Genomic DNA, 16,152 nt, shown 5'->3' with positions numbered 1-16,152 from the left:
GGCCTGTTCCGCGTCGTCGAAGCGGCGTAGTCGGCGCAGTTGGATGTTGCGCTGGGCGAGTGCCCATTCGTGGTGTGGGTCGATGGTGAGGGCCTGCTCGAATGCCTCGAGCGCTCGTTGGTGGTCGTGCCGGTCGTCGTGCACGTAGCCGAGTTCGAGGTACGGCTGGGGTGAGTCCGGCCGTGCCTCCATTGCCTGTCGGGCGGCCCGTTCCGCCTCGTCGAAGCGGCGTAGTTGGCGCAGTTCGGTGATGCGCTGGGCGAGTGCCCATTCGTGGTGTGGGTCGATGGTGAGGGCCTGCTCGAATGCCTCGAGCGCTCGTTGGTGGTCGTGCCGGCCGTCGTGCAGGTAGCCGAGTTCGAGGTATGGCTGGGCCAGGTCGGGGCGCTTTTCGGTGGCCTGTCGGATGGCCGCCTCGGCTTCGTCGAAACGTCGTCGATGCCGCAGTTTTCTGATGCGCCAGGCGAGCGCCAATCCGTCCGCCGGATCGATCACGAGGGCTTGGTCGACAGCCGCCAGAGAGCTTTCATGATCGTGCTGATCGTCGTGCACATAGGCCAGTTGACAGTAGAGGTCAGGTGAGTCGGGGCGTCGCTCGATCGCCTGACGCGCGGCCTCCTCGGCTTCATCGATACGGTGTAACCGCCGTAGGAGGCTCACGTGCGAGGAAAGTGCCCACTCGTGCCCGGGATCGATATCGAGTGCCCGACCGAACGCCGCCTGGGCGCGTACGAGGTCGTGCTGGTCTTCGTACACGAAACCCAGTTCAACCTGCATCTGCGGCAGTAGAGGCGCTCGGGTGACCGCCTCCAGGGCGCTCCGCTCGGCCTCGGCCCACCGCCGGAGATTTCGCAGTTCGGTGGTACGCCACTCAAGCGCGTCGGTGTTGAACGGGTCGATCGTGAGGGCCTGTTCGAAGCCGGCCAGGGACTCCTCGAACTTGTAGCTCTCGTCGAGGACGTGCGCCAGCCCTACCCAGAGGCGTGGGTCCGCGGGATTGCGGGCAAGCGCGGCCTCCGCGAGCCCCTGTGCCTCCTCGGCCCTGCCCAGAGCGGACAGCGCCTCGAGCCGCAACGGCAGGGCGGGCGGCTCCTCGTCAGTCGCTGTGCCGAGTTGTGCGATCACCGCCTCGAACTGGTAGCGATCGAGAAGGCTCCGGGCGTATTCGACCCGTACGGCGTCGGCGATCATCCCGGCTGTGGCGACCAGCGTGTCGATGTCGTCGAACCTGCGTACACAGCGCAGACCGTGCAGCAGCCACCTGAACGCCCGCGGGTCGTCCCGATCGAACGCGTGGGCTTCGCGGAAGTACGGTAACGACTCCTCGAACCGGTACTGATCGACGAGCAGCCGTCCGGACGCGACGCGCACCAGTGGGCTCGCCGGAAACGCCGCAGCGGCCTCGGTCGCCACCGTCGCGGCGTCATCGTGGTGCCGGCCACGGCTCAGACTGGCGACCAGCCAGGCAGACAGCTCGGCTGAAGCGCCATGCCGCTCGTGGGCCTGACGGAGCACCTCGGCCGCATCGTCGGGTCGGTGCACGGCGAGTAGTACCCGCGCGCGGGCGATCGCCAGCGCGGCGGGTTCCGCGTCCCCGGTCGGCGCGGCTTCGAGCATTCGCAGCGCTTCGCTCGTCCGCCCGGAACGCCGGAGCTCGTCGACGCGCCGCGGTAGGTCGTCGTCGCGCCACAGCGGGCTGTCGGTCGAGCCTGGTGCCTGCGCCGCCGCGTCGACGGGGCGTGGCTGGCGGGGCACAGCCCGGTCGAGCGGCTTCTCGGACATCAAGCAACTCCTCCGCCTGTCCCGTGCGAGGCAACGGCTAATGATTCATGCCGCCTGATCGCAGTGCTGTCGGTTACGCGACCCATCGCGGCCGGTCGCCACCGGCCACCTGCGGTCGAGGAACTACATGCGGAGCAGCGGGGTGGTTAGCTACCTGGGTGACTACCCCTGTTTCCCTCGGCACGTGGCCGACACCGGTGGAGGCCGCGCCCCGCCTCGCCGCCCGGCTGGGGCTGGCCGAACTCTGGTTCAAGCGCGACGACCTCAACGGCCTCGGCGGCGGTGGCAACAAGATCCGCAAACTGGAGTACACCTGCGCCGAGGCTCTCGCTGCCGGTGCCAGCACTGTCATCACCTCGGGTGCGCCGCAGAGCAACCACGCCCGGCTCACCGCTGCCGCCGCCGCCCGGCTCGGTCTCGGCTGCGTACTGGTGCTCGCCGGCCCGCCCGCCGAGCAGCGGCGGGGCAACCTGCTTCTCGACGGGCTCGCCGGCGCGGAGGTCGTCTGGGGTGGGGATCGCCCGCTCGCCGAGGTGGTGGCGGCCGAGGCGGAGCGGCGGTCGGCGTGGGTGATCCCGTTCGGCGGCACCGCACCCGGGTCGGTCGCTGGTTACGTGAATTGCGGCCGGGAGTTGCGGGCCCAGGTGCCGGAGATCGACGGGACCGACGTCGTGGTGGCGCTCGGCTCGGGCGGCATGATGGCCGGGTTGGTACGCGAGTTGGGGGCCGCGCGAGTGGTCGGCGTGGATGTCGGTGCCCTGCCGGACGCGCGGGCGACAGTCGCCAAGTTGCTCGACGGCGAGGTCGAGCCGGACGCGCTGCGGATCGACGGCTCCCAGGTGGGCGCCGGCTACCGCACTCTCACCGACGGCGCTCGGGCCGCGATGGAGACGACCGCACGCGAGGAGGGCGTCTTCCTGGACCCGACGTACACCGGCCGGGCGATGGCGGGGCTGCTGGCCGGCAGCTTCCCGCACGGCGACCGGGTGGTCTTCCTGCACAGCGGGGGACTGCCGGGGCTCTTCGGGCACCCCGAGGTCTAGCCGAGTAGTTCCCCATCCTGGTCCGGGCCGTGGCCGGCGCTGACTGTCGGTCACCTCGGTCGGGGACGGATGCGGTAACGGGTGGTATGACCCAGAGTCATATTCATGCCGCTGAGGTATACCGCCCGGCTACCCGCGTCAGGCGTTGGTCAGGTGCTCGCGGTGGTCGTGGACGAACTCGGCGAAGGTCCGCGGCTGCCGACCGACGATCCGGGCGACGTGGTCGTTAGTGAAATCGCCCCACCCGGAACCGTAGGCAACCCGGTATTCGGCGAGAACCTCGGCCGACCACTCATCGAGACCCGCCTGGAGCAGGCCGTCGCGTGTCTGTTCCGGGCTCTGCGGTACGTACGTGACCGGCTGTCCGAGCGTCCGGGTGATGTCCTCGGCGGCCTGGCCCAGGGTGATGCTCTCCGGCCCGGTCGGCGTGTAGATGGTGCCCTCGTGCCGCTCGGGGTTCCTGAGGATCGCCGCCCCGGCCGCGGCGATGTCCCGGACGTCGATCAGACCGACCCGGGCATCGCCGAAGACCCCGTAGAGGTGCTCTCCGGCCTTGGAGAAGAGCTGGTTCTGCTCGGCGCCGAGCTGTACCGCACCTTCCGCAGCGCACTGGGCCGGAGCGTGGCGAGCCTGCCGGCCACCGGTCACGACACCGAGGGCTGAGCCGGAGTCGCCCCCCGCGCCCGCATGTGACGGCGCAGAGCGGGTACCCGGCCGTCGCGCACCAGGAGATCTCCGGTTTCACAGTCGTCACCGCAGCCGAGGAGCACCGACATGCCGACCGCCGGGAGGCCCCGACTCTCGCCGAGCGTCTCCCTGCTGCTGTTGGCGTCGATCCTGGTGTCGTTCCTGGCCGCGTCGGCCGCGCCGACCCCGCTCTACGGCACCTACCAGGAACGCTGGCACTTCTCAGCGGTCACGACCACTGTGGTGTTCGCCGTCTACGCGCTCGCCGTGCTGGCGTCGCTGCTCACGTTCGGCAAGTTGTCGGACCATGTGGGTCGTCGACCGGTCCTGGCGGTGGCGATCGCGGTGCAGATGCTCTCGCTCGTCGTCTTCATCTTCGCCAACGGCGTACCCGCGCTGCTTGTCGCCCGGCTGCTCCAGGGCCTGGCCGCCGGTGCCGCCACCGGCGCCGTCGGGGCCGGGATGCTCGACATCGACCGGGCGCGCGGCACGCTCGCGAACTCCATCGCCCCCGGCCTCGGCACCGGGAGCGGCGCCCTGCTCTCGGCGCTGCTCATCGACTTCCTGCCCGCGCCGACGCGGCTGGTGTACGTCGTCCTCCTGGTGATCCTCCTGGTCCAACTCGTCGGGGTCGCGCTGATGCCGGAGACGGTCACGCCGATGGCGGGAGCGCGCCGAAGCCTGCGCCCGGAGATCACCCTGCCGCGCGCCGTACGCGGACCGTTGCTCGCCGTCGTTCCGGTGCTGTTCGCGGTCTGGGCGCTGGCCGGCTTCTTCGGGGCGCTCGGACCGGCCCTGGTGCGCAGCCTCATGAACACGTCGATAGTGGTCGGCGGGCTGGTCCTCTTCGTCTTCGCGGTCTTCGGGTCGATCGCCGTCGTGCTGCTGCGCAACGCCGCCGCCCGGACGGTGATCGTGACCGGGATCGTCGCCCTCGTGCTTGGCATGATCGTCACGTTGGTGTCGGTGATGGCGGAGTCCGTTCCGGGATTCTTCGTCGGTCTCGCGCTCGGCGGCGTCGGCTTCGGTGGCGGATTCCAGGGCAGCCTCAAGACGATCACGCCGCTGGTGGAGGCGCACGAGCGCTCCAGCGTGCTGTCGCTGCTCTACGTCGTCTGCTACGTCGGATTCGGCCTCCCGACGGTGATCGCCGGCTTCCTGGTGGTCTACGCGGGCGGCCTGCCGCAGACCGCCGATGAGTACTCAGTGGCCGTCATCCTCCTCGCCGTGGTCGCCCTGTTCGGGGTGCGCAGGGCCAGGAGGGCCGGCTGACCGCAGCTCCAGCGATCGGGAGGGGAACGCGATGAGCCCGAAAAGCGCCATGGGCGACACGAGCATCGAGAACGTCGACGTCAAACTTGAGGTGATCGTCATCCCGGTGGCGGATGTCGACCGCGCGAAGGCGTTCTACAGGCGCCTCGGGTGGCGGCTCGACCAGACCCCGCCCGGCATCGTCCAGTTGACGCCGCACGGCTCCGGATGTTCTGTCCAGTTCGGCGCGGGGCTCACTCCGGCGGCGCCCGGGTCGGCCATGGCGTACCTGGTCGTCGCCGACCTTGCGGCGGCCCGTGACGCCCTGGTCGCCGCCGGCGTCGAGGTGGGTGGGCTCTACCACGTCGGCCCGGACGGACCTGTCGACGGGCTCGATCCGGAGCGGCGCAGCTACGTCTCGCGGGCCACGTTCCGCGACCCGGACGGCAACACCTGGCTCATGCAGGAGATCACCACCAGGCTGCCGGGGCGCATCGAGGGCGGGCTGACGTCGTTCGGTTCCGTCAGCGACCTGGCGAGCGCGCTGCGCCGCGCGGCTGCCGCCCACGGCGAGCACGAGGAGCGCACCGGTAAGCGGGACGACAACTGGCCCGACTGGTACGCGACGTATCTGGTCAGCGAGCAGTCCGGGGCCAAACCGCCCGAGTGAGCCCGGAACCGGACGTCGTGTCACCCGCGTCCCCGCGACCGCCGATTCGTCAGCGCAGTCCGCGGATCAGGTTGTCGACAAGGGTGCGGGCGAAGTCCTCGGTAAGCGGCAGGTCGGGGACCAGGAGCCGGTGGTAGCAGGCACCCCAGAGTTGGTCGACGACGGATTCCCTGTCGATGTCGGCGCGCAACTGCCCCCGGGACACGGCTCTGCCGAGGGTTTCCACGGCGAGTGCGCGGCGGGGGCCGGAGTAGCGCTCCCGGTAGGCGGCGGCCAGGTCCGGGTCGGTCTGCGCCTGGCCGATGAGCTGGCTGATGACCCGCCCGGCGGAGGTGTCCCGGACGAGGCCGACGAAGGCGACGAGTTGGTCGGTCAGGTCGGCGACGATGTCGCCGGTGTCGGGGAAGGCCAGGGTGGGTGCGACGACTGTGAAGTAGCCGTCCAGGGCGAGCGCTCCCCGCGAGGGCCACCACTTGTAGATCGTCATCCGGCTGGCCCCCGCCTGGGCCGCGACCTTCTCGATGGTGAAGCCGGCCATGCCCTCGGCCAGCAGGAGGGCGCCGGCTGCCGTGAGGATCTCCGCGCGTACCTGGTCGGCGGGGCGACGGCCACGACCACGGCGCGGTGGGGTGTGGGCGTCCGGCGTGAGTTGGGCCACTGGTCCTCCGCAATAAATGGACGGTGTGTCCACAGGATGGTTATATGGACACAGCGTACACAGCGGTGCTCGACCTCAGGGACGCGCCGCGACGGCGACCGAAGGAGACGAGAAACATGACGGCTCTACCACGGCGACGGCTGGGTGCCTCCGGGCCGGAGGTGTCGATCATCGGGCTGGGCGCGATGGGCATGTCCGACCTGTACGGGCCCGCCGACGAGGCCGAGAGCGTGGCGACGCTGCACGCCGCCATCGACGCCGGCGTGAACCTGGTCGACACCGGGGACTTCTACGGCTCGGGCCACAACGAGATGCTGATCGGCCGGGTGCTGCGCGAGCGGCGTCGGGACGAGGTGGTGCTCAGCGTGAAGTTCGGCGCACGCCGGACACCGGACGGCGGGTTCCAGGCCGCACCGTACGACGTGTCGGCGGCGGCGGTGAAGGACCGGCTGGCGTACTCACTGCGCCGGTTGGGCACCGACCACATCGACATCTACCGCCCGTCCCGGCTGAACCCGCAGGTGCCGATCGAGGAGACCGTCGGCGCGCTGCTGGAGATGCAGCAGGCCGGCTACATCCGGCACATCGGGCTCTCCGAGGTGGGCGCGGACACCATCCGCAGGGCGGCGGCCGTCGCGCCGATCAGCGACCTCCAGATCGAGTACTCGCTGCTGTCCCGGGGCCCCGAAGCCACGATCCTGCCGACGCTGCGGGAGCTGGGCATCGGGCTGACCGCCTACGGGGTGCTGTCCCGAGGGCTGCTGAGCGGGCACTGGTCGGCCCAGCGTGAGCTGCCCGGCACTGACTTCCGGGCGAACAGCCCCCGGTTCCAGGGCGAGCACCTGGCCGCGAACCTGCGCCTGGTGGAGGCGCTGGGCCGGGTCGCGCAGCGGCTGGGGGCGACCACCAGCCAGGTGGCGATCGCCTGGGTGGCCGCGCAGGGCGGACAGATCGTGCCGCTCGTCGGCGCGCGGCGACGCGACCGGCTGACCGAGTCGCTGGCCGCGGCCGATCTGGTGCTGGACCGGGAGGCACTCGACGAGATCGAGCGGGCCGTGCCGGCCGGTGCCGCCTCCGGCGAGCGGTACGCGGCACAGATGATGGGCATGCTCGACAGCGAGAAGTGACGGGAAGGTCAGCCGATTCTCGCCCTGTACCGGTCCCAGGCGCGCACCAACTGCATCCGGTTGTGGATGCCCAGCTTGTGATAGATGGAGCGGAGCTGCGTGTCCACGGTGTGGAAGGAGACGAAGAGGGTGTCGGCCGCCTCCTTCTTCGTGGCGCCGGCCGCCAGCACCTCGGCCACCCGTTCCTCGGCCGGGGTGAGCGTGCCGAAACCGGTCCGCTGCGGCTCGTCGGTCGACGGCCGGTGCCGTGGGGTGGCGGCGAGTGCCACGCACCGCCGGTCGGCTGTCGCCTGGTCGCCCGGTGCACCGATGCGGGCGTAGAGCGCGGCTGCCTCGTGCGCGGCATCCCACGCCTCGGTCCGGCGCAGCCGAGGACTGTTCGCCAGGTCGAGCAGCGCGTCGGCGAGCGCCGGCCGGGCGCTGGTCGTGCGCAGCCCGTCGACCGCCGAGCGCAGCGCGTCCGGGTCACGATCGAGCAGGCCCCTGGTCTGCGCGGCCAGCGCGCGCCAGAGCGGGACCGGCGTACGGGTGGCCACCAGCTCGACCAACTCGGTGACCCGGCGGGCCGCCCGAGTGTCGCCGACGGCCATCGCCGCGCGCACCAGTCGAGGGCCGAACTGCGGCACGGGCAGCAACTGTCGCACCGACCGGTGCAGGTCAGCGACGACTCGGTCGAGCAGTCGCGCCGGCGCACTGAAAGCGGGGTCGCGGACCGCGACACAACACGCCACCGTCCACGTCGTACTGTCCGGCCACCGTCTCGGCCCGAGGCACGGGCGCAGGACGGCGCGGGCGGCGTCGTGGTCGCCACCGCGGTAGCGCACCTCGGCGATCACCGCGACCAGCAGGGCACGCACCTCCGGGCTGAGGTCCGTCGAGTCCGACCCGAGCGCCGTGACAGCCAGCGCACCCGCTTCGGGCAACTCTCCCACCGCGACCATCCGTAGGCAGTCCAGCGCGGTCAGGCTGCCGCTCGCCTGGGTGCCGGGCCACGTCGTCTCGTCCGACGACGTCGCGCTCCGCGCGTCCTGGTGTCGGCCCAGGCCCAGGTGCACAAGGATCCGCTCTGCCCGGATGGCGATGGCGTCGCGCCGTGCCACCCGGGCATCCGGGTCCAGAGCCGCGAGCACGGCGTCGGCCCCCGGGAGGTCGCCGTACGACAGCGACCGAGCCGCCCGACCGAGCGCGAGGTGGCGACCGGATGAGCTGTCACCCGATGCCGCGTGCGCGGTGCCCGCGTCGCGGAGCAGGGCATCGGCGTCCGGATGGCCGATACGCGAAGCCACCGTGGCGATCATGGCCAGCAGAGAGCACCGGCTCCGGTGGTCCAGGCCCTGGTCGAGCGTCTCCCGCAGGCCAGCGAGGGCAACCGACGGTTGCTCCCGGGCGGCGACCTGCGCCAGTCGCCCGAGCACCTCGGCCCGGTGGTGGTCGCCGTGCCGGTGCTCGGCGATCTCCGCCGCCAGGACGCGCAGCGCCGCAGTCCCGCCCCCGGCGAGCCGGAGTTGGTCCGCCGTGGCGAACAGCGAACGCCGGCGTTGCTCGGCGTTGGCGAGATCGTCAGCCGGGAACGTGCCGGCGTCGAGGGATGATTCGGACAATGGCGTTCTCCCGGTGGTGACCCGGCGCGTCGACATGCGGTCCTGCGACCGAGCCTAACCACGGCGTCCGGAGCGGGCGAGCAGATCGACGAACCGGCCCGATTGCGCTGGATGGCCCGTGCCGTCCTCTATCTGACCTGCGGTGATGGCGCGATCACGGGATGCGACGACGGCGGTCGGGACCCGATCATCGAGGGTATGACCCCATCGACCCAGCTTCCCGGCCGGCACCGACTCCGGGTCGTACTGCTGGCCATCGTCCTCTTCGCCAGCACCGGGGCGGGTGGTCACGCTCCGCCGTGGACCCGCCTGGTGCTGGGGGCGACCGCGGTAGCGATTCCGCTCGCGATAGGAGTCCAGTACGGCTGGATCGGGGTGCGTGCCCTGCTGGGGCTCTCGTCCCGGTTCCGGCCGCGCGGCGGATCCGTTCCCGCGCCCGGTCCGATCCAACCCGAGTGAGGAGTCAGCGATCATGGCGAACCCCGATCCCCAGCCGCGGCGCGGCGATCAGGGCGGGCCGCCCTTCGCGGGCCGCAATGTCGAACTCGAACGGCAGAACCCCGATCTGTTGGTGCCACCGACCACCGACAGCCGGCTGGTGCCCAATCTGAAGTTCTCGTTCTCCCAGGCGCACACCCGGGTCGAGAAGGGCGGCTGGACCCGTGAGGTCACCAACCGCGACCTGCCCATCGCCACCCAGTTGGCAGGTGTCCAGTTCGGCCTGGAGCCGGGCGCGTACCGGGAGATCCACTGGCATCAACAGTCGGAATGGGCGTACGTGCTCAGCGGTAGTTGCCGGATCAGCGCGGTCGATCATGAGGGACGCAACTTCATCGAGGACGTCAAGGCCGGTGATCTGTGGTTCTTTCCGCAGGGCGTGCCCCACAACATCCAGGCGCTCGCCGACGGCTGCCAGTTCCTGCTGGTCTTCGACGACGGCGCCTTCTCGGAGAACAACACGTTCCTGCTCAGCGACTTCTTCGCCCACACGCCTCGGCACGTCCTGGCGAAGAACTTCGGTTGGACGCTTGAGCAGTTGGAGAACCTGCCCGAGCGGGAGAAGTACATCTTCCAGGGCGACGTTCCACCGCCCCTGCAACAGGACCGCGTGGTCAGCCCCACCGGCGACATCCCGCGCAGTTTCAAACACCGGATGACCGCCCAGACACCGCAGCGTTTCCGGGGCGGAACGGTCCGGATCACCGACTCGACCAACTTCGCGGCGTCCGTGACCACCGCCGCAGCCCTGGTGGAGGTCGAGCCCGGTGGGATGCGTGAGTTGCACTGGCATCCCACCACCGACGAGTGGCAGTACTACATCTCCGGGACCGGTCGGATGGGTGTCTTCGCGTCGCAGGCCGCCGCCCGGACGTTCGACTTCCAGGCCGGCGACGTGGGCTACGTGCCATTCGCGTACGGCCACTACATCGAGAACACAGGTGACGAACCGCTGGTGTTCCTGGAGATGTTCCGGCATCCGCGCTTCGAGGACATCTCGGTGATGCAGTGGATGGCAAACACGCCCCACGAGATCATCGCGGACACGATAAACGTGCAGAAGTCGCTCGTCGACGGGTTGCCCACCACCAAACAGGTGGTGATCTGACCCGGTGCTGATCGTGAACTCGGCGGTGTGCACGCCGACCGGTGCGGCGGTCGACAGGCGGCGAGCCGGAACGTCCCAACCGCCGACGAAGCCGCCCCGCCGTCGAGCCGGTCGGATAGCGTCCACGTCAAGCCCTGATCGCGGAGAGTGAGGGATAGCTATGCGCGCCGCGGTGCTGCGGGAGTTCGACAGTCCGCTGACGGTCGAGGAGATCGACAAGCCCACCGTCGAGCGCGGGCAGGTGCTCGTCCAGATCGTCGCCAGCGGGGTCAATCCGCTCGACACGAAGATCCAGGCAGGAAAGGCCGCGCACGCGCGCCTCAAGCTCCCCGCGGTGCTCGGCCTGGACCTGGCCGGCGTCGTCGCGGCGGTCGGCGCGGAGGTGACCGACTTCGCGCCGGGCGACGAGGTGTACGGACTGTGCGGTGGCGTCGGCGACCTGCCGGGTTCACTCGCCGAGTACGCCGCCGTGGACGCCCGACTCCTGGCCCGCAAGCCGAGGACACTCTCGATGCGGGAGGCCGCCGCGTTGCCGCTGGCGGCGATCACCTCCTGGGAGGGCCTTGTCGACCGGGCCGGGGTCCGCGCCGGGCAGAAGGTGCTTGTGCACGGTGGCGCCGGCGGCGTCGGTTACGTGGGCGTCCAACTCGCCAAGGCGCGCGGCGCCGAGGCGTACGCCACGGGTGGGCCGGCGAGCATGCACCTGATCGAAAGCCTGGGCGCGGTGCCGATCGACTACACCTCGACAAGTGTCGAGGAGTACGTGCAGAAATATACCGAGGGCGAGGGGTTCGACGTCATCGCCGACAACGTGGGCGGGGCGACCCTCGACGCGTCGTTCGCGGCGGTGCGTACCTACCACGGGCACGTGGTCAGCGCGCTGGGCTGGGGGTCACACTCGCTCGCCCCGCTGTCGTTCCGGGGAGCGACCTACTCCGGGGTGTTCACCCTGCTGCCGATGTTGACCGGGCGCGGCCGCGACCACCAGGGCGACATCCTGCGGGAGATCACGGTACTGGCCGAGGCCGGCGCCCTACGCCCGCGGCTGGACCCACGACCGTTCACACTCGACACGGTCATGGACGCCCACCGACTGGTCGCCAGCGGCACCACCAACGGGAAAGTGGTGGTGGACGTCGCCGGCTGAACAAAGCCGTTCCTTCACACCGAAGAGGTCACTGGTTCGATACCGTCATCGCTCACGTAGGTCAAAGTCCACTTCCCGGGTTCGGGAGGTGGCCTTTCTGCTTGCGAACAGCAGCTAAGTGCAGCAGTTTCTTTCAGCCGGCGAGTGAGTCGCCGAGGCGTTTGAGTGTGTCCCTGGTCGCCTTCGCCGATACCTGCGTGTAGATCTCCATCGTCACGGAGAAGGGGGCGTGCCTCAGCCTCAGCACCTGCATGGCGACTCTGGGGTGGACGCCGAGGTCGGCGAGCTGCGTGGCGCAGGTGTGGCGGGCGTCGTGGACGGTGATCGGCGTGACGTTGGTCTTCTCGCACCTCCGCCGCCACGGTCGTTGGACGTTGCGTGGCTCGATGGTGTGCCGCTACGAGTCTGGTCTCGTGCCGCGCCTTTCCGGCAACTGCTTCAGCCTCACCGCGTTGCTGTTGTCTGAGCTTGAGAGCGGTCAGGCAGATGCCGGGCAGGGGCAACATGGCGCACCGGGTACCGACACGTCAACGTGCCGTGAAACTGCTGTCGAGCCAATCAGGTCCGGCGGTGCCTACAGAGCGATGCGGTTGACGACCGGTCGCTGGATCGGACCGGTGTACGCGGTGAGGCTGAAGCGGCGATGCCCATCCGTGGGATTAACGGTCACGGCCACAACGCTCTCGTCTTCGAATCGCAGCGTGAAGACGGGGTCGAGTTCGCACAGAAACGCAAAAGCCTCTTGGTCTTCGTCGCTCTCGCTGACCAGGCGACCGTCGGCCTCCCAGCCGCCGGTGACGGCGGCAATTACGATGGCCACCTCGACGCTGCCGAGCAGGGTGGAGGAGTTCGCCCACCAGTCCAGCCAGCACCGGCCCTCGAAGCGGTCCATGCCGTCATCTTTGCAGGGGCGAGGCCAGGCCGGTCTCCGGCCGAGTGGGAGACATTCCTTACATCGATCAAGGTGGCTCGCAACGGGCCGCACGCGACGCCGCCTGGGCGCGCGTCCGTCGCTCCGCTAGCGCTCCGACTCCGGTCACGCAACGCGCCCGGCGGCTGGCGCGGAGCGCGGGAAGCCCGGAGCCACCGCAGCACGACAGTAGCGTTGACCGGGTTGTGGTGGGCCGGCAGCCGGCTGGGCCTCGCGGCCACGAGCCCGCGGCATAGGGAGCGGACGCCGGGCGGGTCGGCGAGCCGACGACGGTCACGGGTTCGCGGTTGCTGCTGCCTCCGGCGGGGGCGCAACGACTCCAGGAGAGCCGGGCTTGCGCCGGTCGAGTCACGGTCAGGGGGCGGTTGCGGTAGGACATCCCGCCAGCCAGTGATCCGGGCAAGCCGAGCAGAGCAGCACCTGACCCCGCCAGCATCCGTACGAGCCGTCAAGCTTCACTTGACGTGGTCGGCCGGACGGTGGCCCGCTCCCCATTGCGCGGGTCGAGGAAGACGGGATGGCACGTGAGCTGGTTGCCGGGGTGACGTGTGCCTTGCCGATATCGGTTGCTTGGGAGGCAAGAGAACACGGCGTTCACATCTACAGGAGCATGCTTCGGCTAATTGCATGCGAACCGCTCTATTCATCAAGAAGGCGTCGCTTCGGCGGGAGTGAGTCCTGCAATGCGGCTAAGAGGATATTCCTGCTCGCCATCCTCATGCGCATCAGTCGGTTCCAGCGAAATTCGTGGTTTTCGCTCTTGCGCCACAATGCGTCCGACCTTGGCCGCCCCTGCCGCGGCCTTGCGGGTTAGGGGTTCAAGCCCCAGCCTGCTCGACCCGTTGAAGCTGTCCATCGCACCTGTGGAGCGGATGCAACCTTGACGCGTTAGCGCGGACCGACCTGCACGGCGCGACCAGAACTTATAAGCGAGGTCCAAGGACCTTCGTGCCAGGGCGGAAGGCGGCGCGCGGCGTGTGAGGGGTTATGAGGCGGCAGGCAGGCCGGTAGCGTTGGTGGCACGGCGGCTTGGGCGCCGATGGTGCATCCCGCGCTACGAGGAGGTTCGGGATGGATTCCTTGCCGGAGCTGACTTTCGGGCAGCGGTTGAAGGTCTACCGGGAACGGTCTGGAAAGACTCGTGCGGTGCTCGGTGGGTTGGTGGGTCGCAGCGCCGAGTGGGTTAAGGCAGTGGAGACCGATCGGATCCTGCCGCCGCGTATCCACATGTTGGATCGGATCGCGCGTGCCCTCAAGGTCGAGGTGGCTGCCTTGGCGGGGGAGTTGGGCGATCGGTCTGCGGTGATCAACGGGCCGGAGCATCCTGCGCTGGCATCGGTGCGGGACGGCGTGAACCGCTTCGTGCTCTCCGATGAGGGTTCTGCGGAGTCGTTGACGAGCCTGAGGGAGCGGCTGACGGTGGCATGGCGGGCACGCCATCAGGCCTCAGATCACCGTACGGTGTTGGGCGCGTTGTTGCCGGGGCTGCTTCGCGATGTGCAGCGTGCCGCGTTGACGTACGAGGGTGACGAGCGTCGGCAGGCGCAGGCCCTGTTGGCCGAGACGCTCGGGCTGGCGCAGATGTTCCTTGCCTACCAGCCGGCCGCCGAACTGCTGTGGCGGGTTGCTGATCGGGCGATGGTGGCGGCGCAGGAGTCCGGTGACCCGGAGGCGGTGGCGTGTGCGGGATGGTTTCTGTGTCAGGTGCATCGGGATGCCGGTGACTGGGACACCGCGATGGCGGTGACTCTGGACGTCTTGTCGGCCCTGGAGTCGCGTGCGGCCGAGGGGAACGCGAACCTGCTGGCGCTCTGGGGTGCGCTGAACTTCGAGGCCGCCTACACCGCCGCTCGTGCTGGGGAGGAAGGCCGGGCCTGGCGATACTGGGATCGTGCAGATCGGGTGGCGCAGCGCCTACCGCAGGACTTCTATCAGCCGCAGACCTCGTTCTCGCGGGTCATCATGGGCGCTCACGCGGTGACCGTGGCGGTGGAGTTGCAGAAGTCCGGTGAGGCGGTACGGCAGGCACGCCGACATGATTCGGCGGCGATTCCGTCGAGGCCGCGTCGGGCACGTCATCTCATTGAGGTCGCCCGGGCGCACTACGGCAAGGACGACACGGAAACGGCCGTGAAAACCCTTCGGCAGGCGTACGAGTCGGCGCCGGAGACGATCCGCTTCAACGGGTACGCCCGCCAGATCACCTTGGACCTGCTCCATGGCCCGCGTTCCACCCGGGACGACGCCCGTGACCTTGCCGTGAAGGTCGGGCTCCTTTCCTGATTTAGGGGTAGGAACCGTACCCGTTCCGCTCGGCGACCCACCGTAGCTTCTTGCTCACGGGATGCGGCGGGCGGTGCGGGTATTGCCTGGTCGCCGTGTCTCTCTCAGCTGCGAGGGCAGGGCCGCTCTCGGGACCGACGAGGGAGGGCATGTGCGGCGCGTCTCGTATGACGACTACCTCTCGGCCACCGCGCTGACTCTCGCGCGCAGGCATCGGCCGGTGTGGTCATGGCGACTCTGGCGGCGTACCTGCCGCTGTGGAGCAGAGCTACCCTGCCGCGCCCGGCACCGGATCCCGATCAATCGGGGCCACTGGCCGCAGGAGGGTGAGCAGTGAACCACGGGCCGGAGCAGGCGATCCTGGCGGTGCACGTGCGAGGGCTCGACGGCATGTGCGTCGGCTGACGCATGGTGGTCACGCCTGGCTCCGTACCCGTGCTGGCAGGTGGACTGGGCGACCAGCCGGTAGGCCCGGGCGATCACCGCCCGGTTCCTGGAGGGTGCGCGGTGACCACCCACGGCCCGGTCATGCCGATCTGGAGCTGCGGAGGCTGCGACCTGCCCTGGCCCTGTCCGACCCGCAAGCGGGAGCTACGCGTCGAGTACGCCGGCGCCCCGGTGTCGCTCGTCCTCTACCTCGGCAGCTATCTCGTCCAGGCCACCGAAGACCTGCCCTGGACGTCGGCCGGCGTGCTGCACCGCCGCTTCCTCGGCTGGACCAGGGAAACCGGCCAGCCCATGCCAGCAGTACAGCAGCGAAGTACAGCAGCCTTGTCAGCCGAACCCGGCCGAGAGGCGCGCCAGCAGGGCGTCTGACCTGCATCAAACCCGATCCGACCGGCTCGTCGAGAGTGCGGGCCGAAGAGGTAGGACCGAGCACGCCTGGTTGAGGCGGGTGGTGTCAGCTCTAGTGTTCGTCCGCTTCGGGGGGCGTGACGTTTTGGCTGGTGCCGGACATAAGCACGTGGGGGGTGTGATGGACGCTGCGAAGCTGTACGGAGTGGCGCGTCTGGTGTTGGCCAACGAGGCCAGAGGCCGTCGGCGGTGGCAGGAGTTGACGCTGCGGGTGGCGGCGGAGCCTGATCAGACGGTGCAGGTGGATCACGCGGACGGTGTTGTCAGCCAGCGTGACGTCGCGGTGGCGTTTGAGCGGTTGTCTGCCGGTGATCAGGAGATTCTGCGGCTGGTGGCCTGGGAGCGGTTGGCGCCGACCGAGGCGGCGGCCGTACTGGGTCAGTCGCGGGCAACGTTCGCGATGCGGTTGATGCGAGCTCGTCGTCGGCTACGAAGACAACTCGGCGTGAGCGGGGATGCGGCGGGGCGGATGTCGAGTGCAGCGCCGTCGATGTCGAATTGGGGTGGATGA

16 protein-coding genes are annotated in these 16,152 nt (G+C 69.6%); 10 read left to right on the top strand and 6 right to left on the bottom strand.

Annotation, left to right across the window (positions count from 1 at the left end):
• Positions 1-1,782 (bottom strand): tetratricopeptide repeat protein (locus tag AB0B85_RS00605; RefSeq protein WP_357401986.1); only part of this gene is annotated, 1,782 nt, incomplete at its 3' end.
• 158 nt (positions 1,783-1,940) lie between these two features.
• Between AB0B85_RS00605 and AB0B85_RS00600 the strand changes: the two genes are divergently transcribed.
• Positions 1,941-2,825 carry a pyridoxal-phosphate dependent enzyme gene (locus AB0B85_RS00600; RefSeq protein WP_357401984.1) on the top strand — a complete coding sequence of 295 codons (885 nt, stop codon included), beginning with the start codon at positions 1,941-1,943 and terminating at the stop codon, positions 2,823-2,825.
• A 138-nt stretch (positions 2,826-2,963) separates the two neighbouring features.
• Here the strand turns inward: AB0B85_RS00600 and AB0B85_RS00595 are convergent, their stop codons facing one another.
• The gene (locus AB0B85_RS00595; RefSeq protein WP_357401982.1) at positions 2,964-3,473 is read right to left on the bottom strand and encodes a hypothetical protein; all 510 of its coding nucleotides are present in this window, start codon (positions 3,471-3,473) and stop codon (positions 2,964-2,966) included.
• 126 nt (positions 3,474-3,599) lie between these two features.
• On the opposite strand from AB0B85_RS00595, the gene AB0B85_RS00590 reads away from it, so the two are divergent.
• Positions 3,600-4,784 carry an MFS transporter gene (locus tag AB0B85_RS00590; protein ID WP_357401980.1) on the top strand — a complete coding sequence of 395 codons (1,185 nt, stop codon included), beginning with the start codon at positions 3,600-3,602 and terminating at the stop codon, positions 4,782-4,784.
• A gap of 31 nt (positions 4,785-4,815) precedes the next feature.
• Positions 4,816-5,433 (top strand): VOC family protein, encoded by a 618-nt coding sequence (locus AB0B85_RS00585; RefSeq protein WP_357401978.1) that lies wholly within the window; start codon positions 4,816-4,818, stop codon positions 5,431-5,433.
• A gap of 49 nt (positions 5,434-5,482) precedes the next feature.
• Here AB0B85_RS00585 and AB0B85_RS00580 read toward each other — a convergent pair whose 3' ends face one another.
• The gene (locus AB0B85_RS00580) at positions 5,483-6,091 is read right to left on the bottom strand and encodes a TetR-like C-terminal domain-containing protein (RefSeq protein ID WP_357401976.1); all 609 of its coding nucleotides are present in this window, start codon (positions 6,089-6,091) and stop codon (positions 5,483-5,485) included.
• Between the two features lie 116 nt (positions 6,092-6,207).
• On the opposite strand from AB0B85_RS00580, the gene AB0B85_RS00575 reads away from it, so the two are divergent.
• Complete coding sequence (locus tag AB0B85_RS00575) at positions 6,208-7,218, top strand: aldo/keto reductase (RefSeq protein WP_357401974.1); 1,011 nt, start codon at positions 6,208-6,210, stop codon at positions 7,216-7,218.
• Between the two features lie 8 nt (positions 7,219-7,226).
• Here the strand turns inward: AB0B85_RS00575 and AB0B85_RS00570 are convergent, their stop codons facing one another.
• On the bottom strand, positions 7,227-8,819 hold the full coding sequence (locus tag AB0B85_RS00570) for a helix-turn-helix transcriptional regulator (protein ID WP_357401972.1): 1,593 nt from the start codon (positions 8,817-8,819) through the stop codon (positions 7,227-7,229).
• Between the two features lie 198 nt (positions 8,820-9,017).
• On the opposite strand from AB0B85_RS00570, the gene AB0B85_RS00565 reads away from it, so the two are divergent.
• The 3 genes from AB0B85_RS00565 to AB0B85_RS00555 all read left to right on the top strand — a co-directional run bounded on the left by AB0B85_RS00565 (position 9,018) and on the right by AB0B85_RS00555 (position 11,572).
• Positions 9,018-9,278, top strand: coding sequence for a hypothetical protein (locus AB0B85_RS00565; RefSeq protein ID WP_357401971.1), 261 nt, complete (start codon positions 9,018-9,020; stop codon positions 9,276-9,278).
• 13 nt (positions 9,279-9,291) lie between these two features.
• Complete coding sequence (locus AB0B85_RS00560; protein ID WP_357401969.1) at positions 9,292-10,425, top strand: oxalate decarboxylase family bicupin; 1,134 nt, start codon at positions 9,292-9,294, stop codon at positions 10,423-10,425.
• Positions 10,426-10,585: 160 nt separating this feature from the next.
• Positions 10,586-11,572, top strand: coding sequence for a zinc-dependent alcohol dehydrogenase family protein (locus AB0B85_RS00555; protein ID WP_357401967.1), 987 nt, complete (start codon positions 10,586-10,588; stop codon positions 11,570-11,572).
• Positions 11,573-11,705: 133 nt separating this feature from the next.
• Here the strand turns inward: AB0B85_RS00555 and AB0B85_RS00550 are convergent, their stop codons facing one another.
• Both AB0B85_RS00550 and AB0B85_RS00545 read right to left on the bottom strand, forming a co-directional pair.
• Positions 11,706-11,960 carry a tyrosine-type recombinase/integrase gene (locus tag AB0B85_RS00550; protein WP_357402398.1) on the bottom strand — a complete coding sequence of 85 codons (255 nt, stop codon included), beginning with the start codon at positions 11,958-11,960 and terminating at the stop codon, positions 11,706-11,708.
• A gap of 186 nt (positions 11,961-12,146) precedes the next feature.
• Positions 12,147-12,464 carry a hypothetical protein gene (locus AB0B85_RS00545; protein ID WP_357401965.1) on the bottom strand — a complete coding sequence of 106 codons (318 nt, stop codon included), beginning with the start codon at positions 12,462-12,464 and terminating at the stop codon, positions 12,147-12,149.
• 1,110 nt (positions 12,465-13,574) lie between these two features.
• On the opposite strand from AB0B85_RS00545, the gene AB0B85_RS00540 reads away from it, so the two are divergent.
• The 3 genes from AB0B85_RS00540 to AB0B85_RS00530 all read left to right on the top strand — a co-directional run bounded on the left by AB0B85_RS00540 (position 13,575) and on the right by AB0B85_RS00530 (position 16,152).
• Complete coding sequence (locus AB0B85_RS00540; protein ID WP_357402396.1) at positions 13,575-14,786, top strand: helix-turn-helix transcriptional regulator; 1,212 nt, start codon at positions 13,575-13,577, stop codon at positions 14,784-14,786.
• A 507-nt stretch (positions 14,787-15,293) separates the two neighbouring features.
• A complete protein-coding gene (locus AB0B85_RS00535; RefSeq protein WP_357401963.1) occupies positions 15,294-15,602 on the top strand; it encodes a hypothetical protein in 309 nt (102 codons plus the stop codon).
• A 160-nt stretch (positions 15,603-15,762) separates the two neighbouring features.
• Positions 15,763-16,152, top strand: coding sequence for a sigma factor-like helix-turn-helix DNA-binding protein (locus tag AB0B85_RS00530; protein ID WP_357401961.1), 390 nt, complete (start codon positions 15,763-15,765; stop codon positions 16,150-16,152).

This window comes from Micromonospora sp. NPDC049044, from assembly GCF_040649215.1.
GTDB lineage: Bacteria > Actinomycetota > Actinomycetes > Mycobacteriales > Micromonosporaceae > Micromonospora.
Note: the sequence above shows the minus strand (reverse complement) of the source record. Positions and strands in the feature narration are given on the sequence as shown.

What these genes read in the sequence shown, in the direction of transcription:
- AB0B85_RS00540 (WP_357402396.1), top strand. Translation starts at nt 13,575, where the DNA reads ATGGATTCCTTGCCGGAGCTGACTTTCGGGCAGCGGTTGAAGGTCTAC.
- AB0B85_RS00560 (WP_357401969.1), top strand. Translation starts at nt 9,292, where the DNA reads ATGGCGAACCCCGATCCCCAGCCGCGGCGCGGCGATCAGGGCGGGCCG.
- AB0B85_RS00590 (WP_357401980.1), top strand. Translation starts at nt 3,600, where the DNA reads ATGCCGACCGCCGGGAGGCCCCGACTCTCGCCGAGCGTCTCCCTGCTG.
- AB0B85_RS00565 (WP_357401971.1), top strand. Translation starts at nt 9,018, where the DNA reads ATGACCCCATCGACCCAGCTTCCCGGCCGGCACCGACTCCGGGTCGTA.
- AB0B85_RS00575 (WP_357401974.1), top strand. Translation starts at nt 6,208, where the DNA reads ATGACGGCTCTACCACGGCGACGGCTGGGTGCCTCCGGGCCGGAGGTG.
- AB0B85_RS00555 (WP_357401967.1), top strand. Translation starts at nt 10,586, where the DNA reads ATGCGCGCCGCGGTGCTGCGGGAGTTCGACAGTCCGCTGACGGTCGAG.
- AB0B85_RS00545 (WP_357401965.1), bottom strand. Translation starts at nt 12,464, where the DNA reads ATGGACCGCTTCGAGGGCCGGTGCTGGCTGGACTGGTGGGCGAACTCC.
- AB0B85_RS00530 (WP_357401961.1), top strand. Translation starts at nt 15,763, where the DNA reads ATGGACGCTGCGAAGCTGTACGGAGTGGCGCGTCTGGTGTTGGCCAAC.
- AB0B85_RS00585 (WP_357401978.1), top strand. Translation starts at nt 4,816, where the DNA reads ATGAGCCCGAAAAGCGCCATGGGCGACACGAGCATCGAGAACGTCGAC.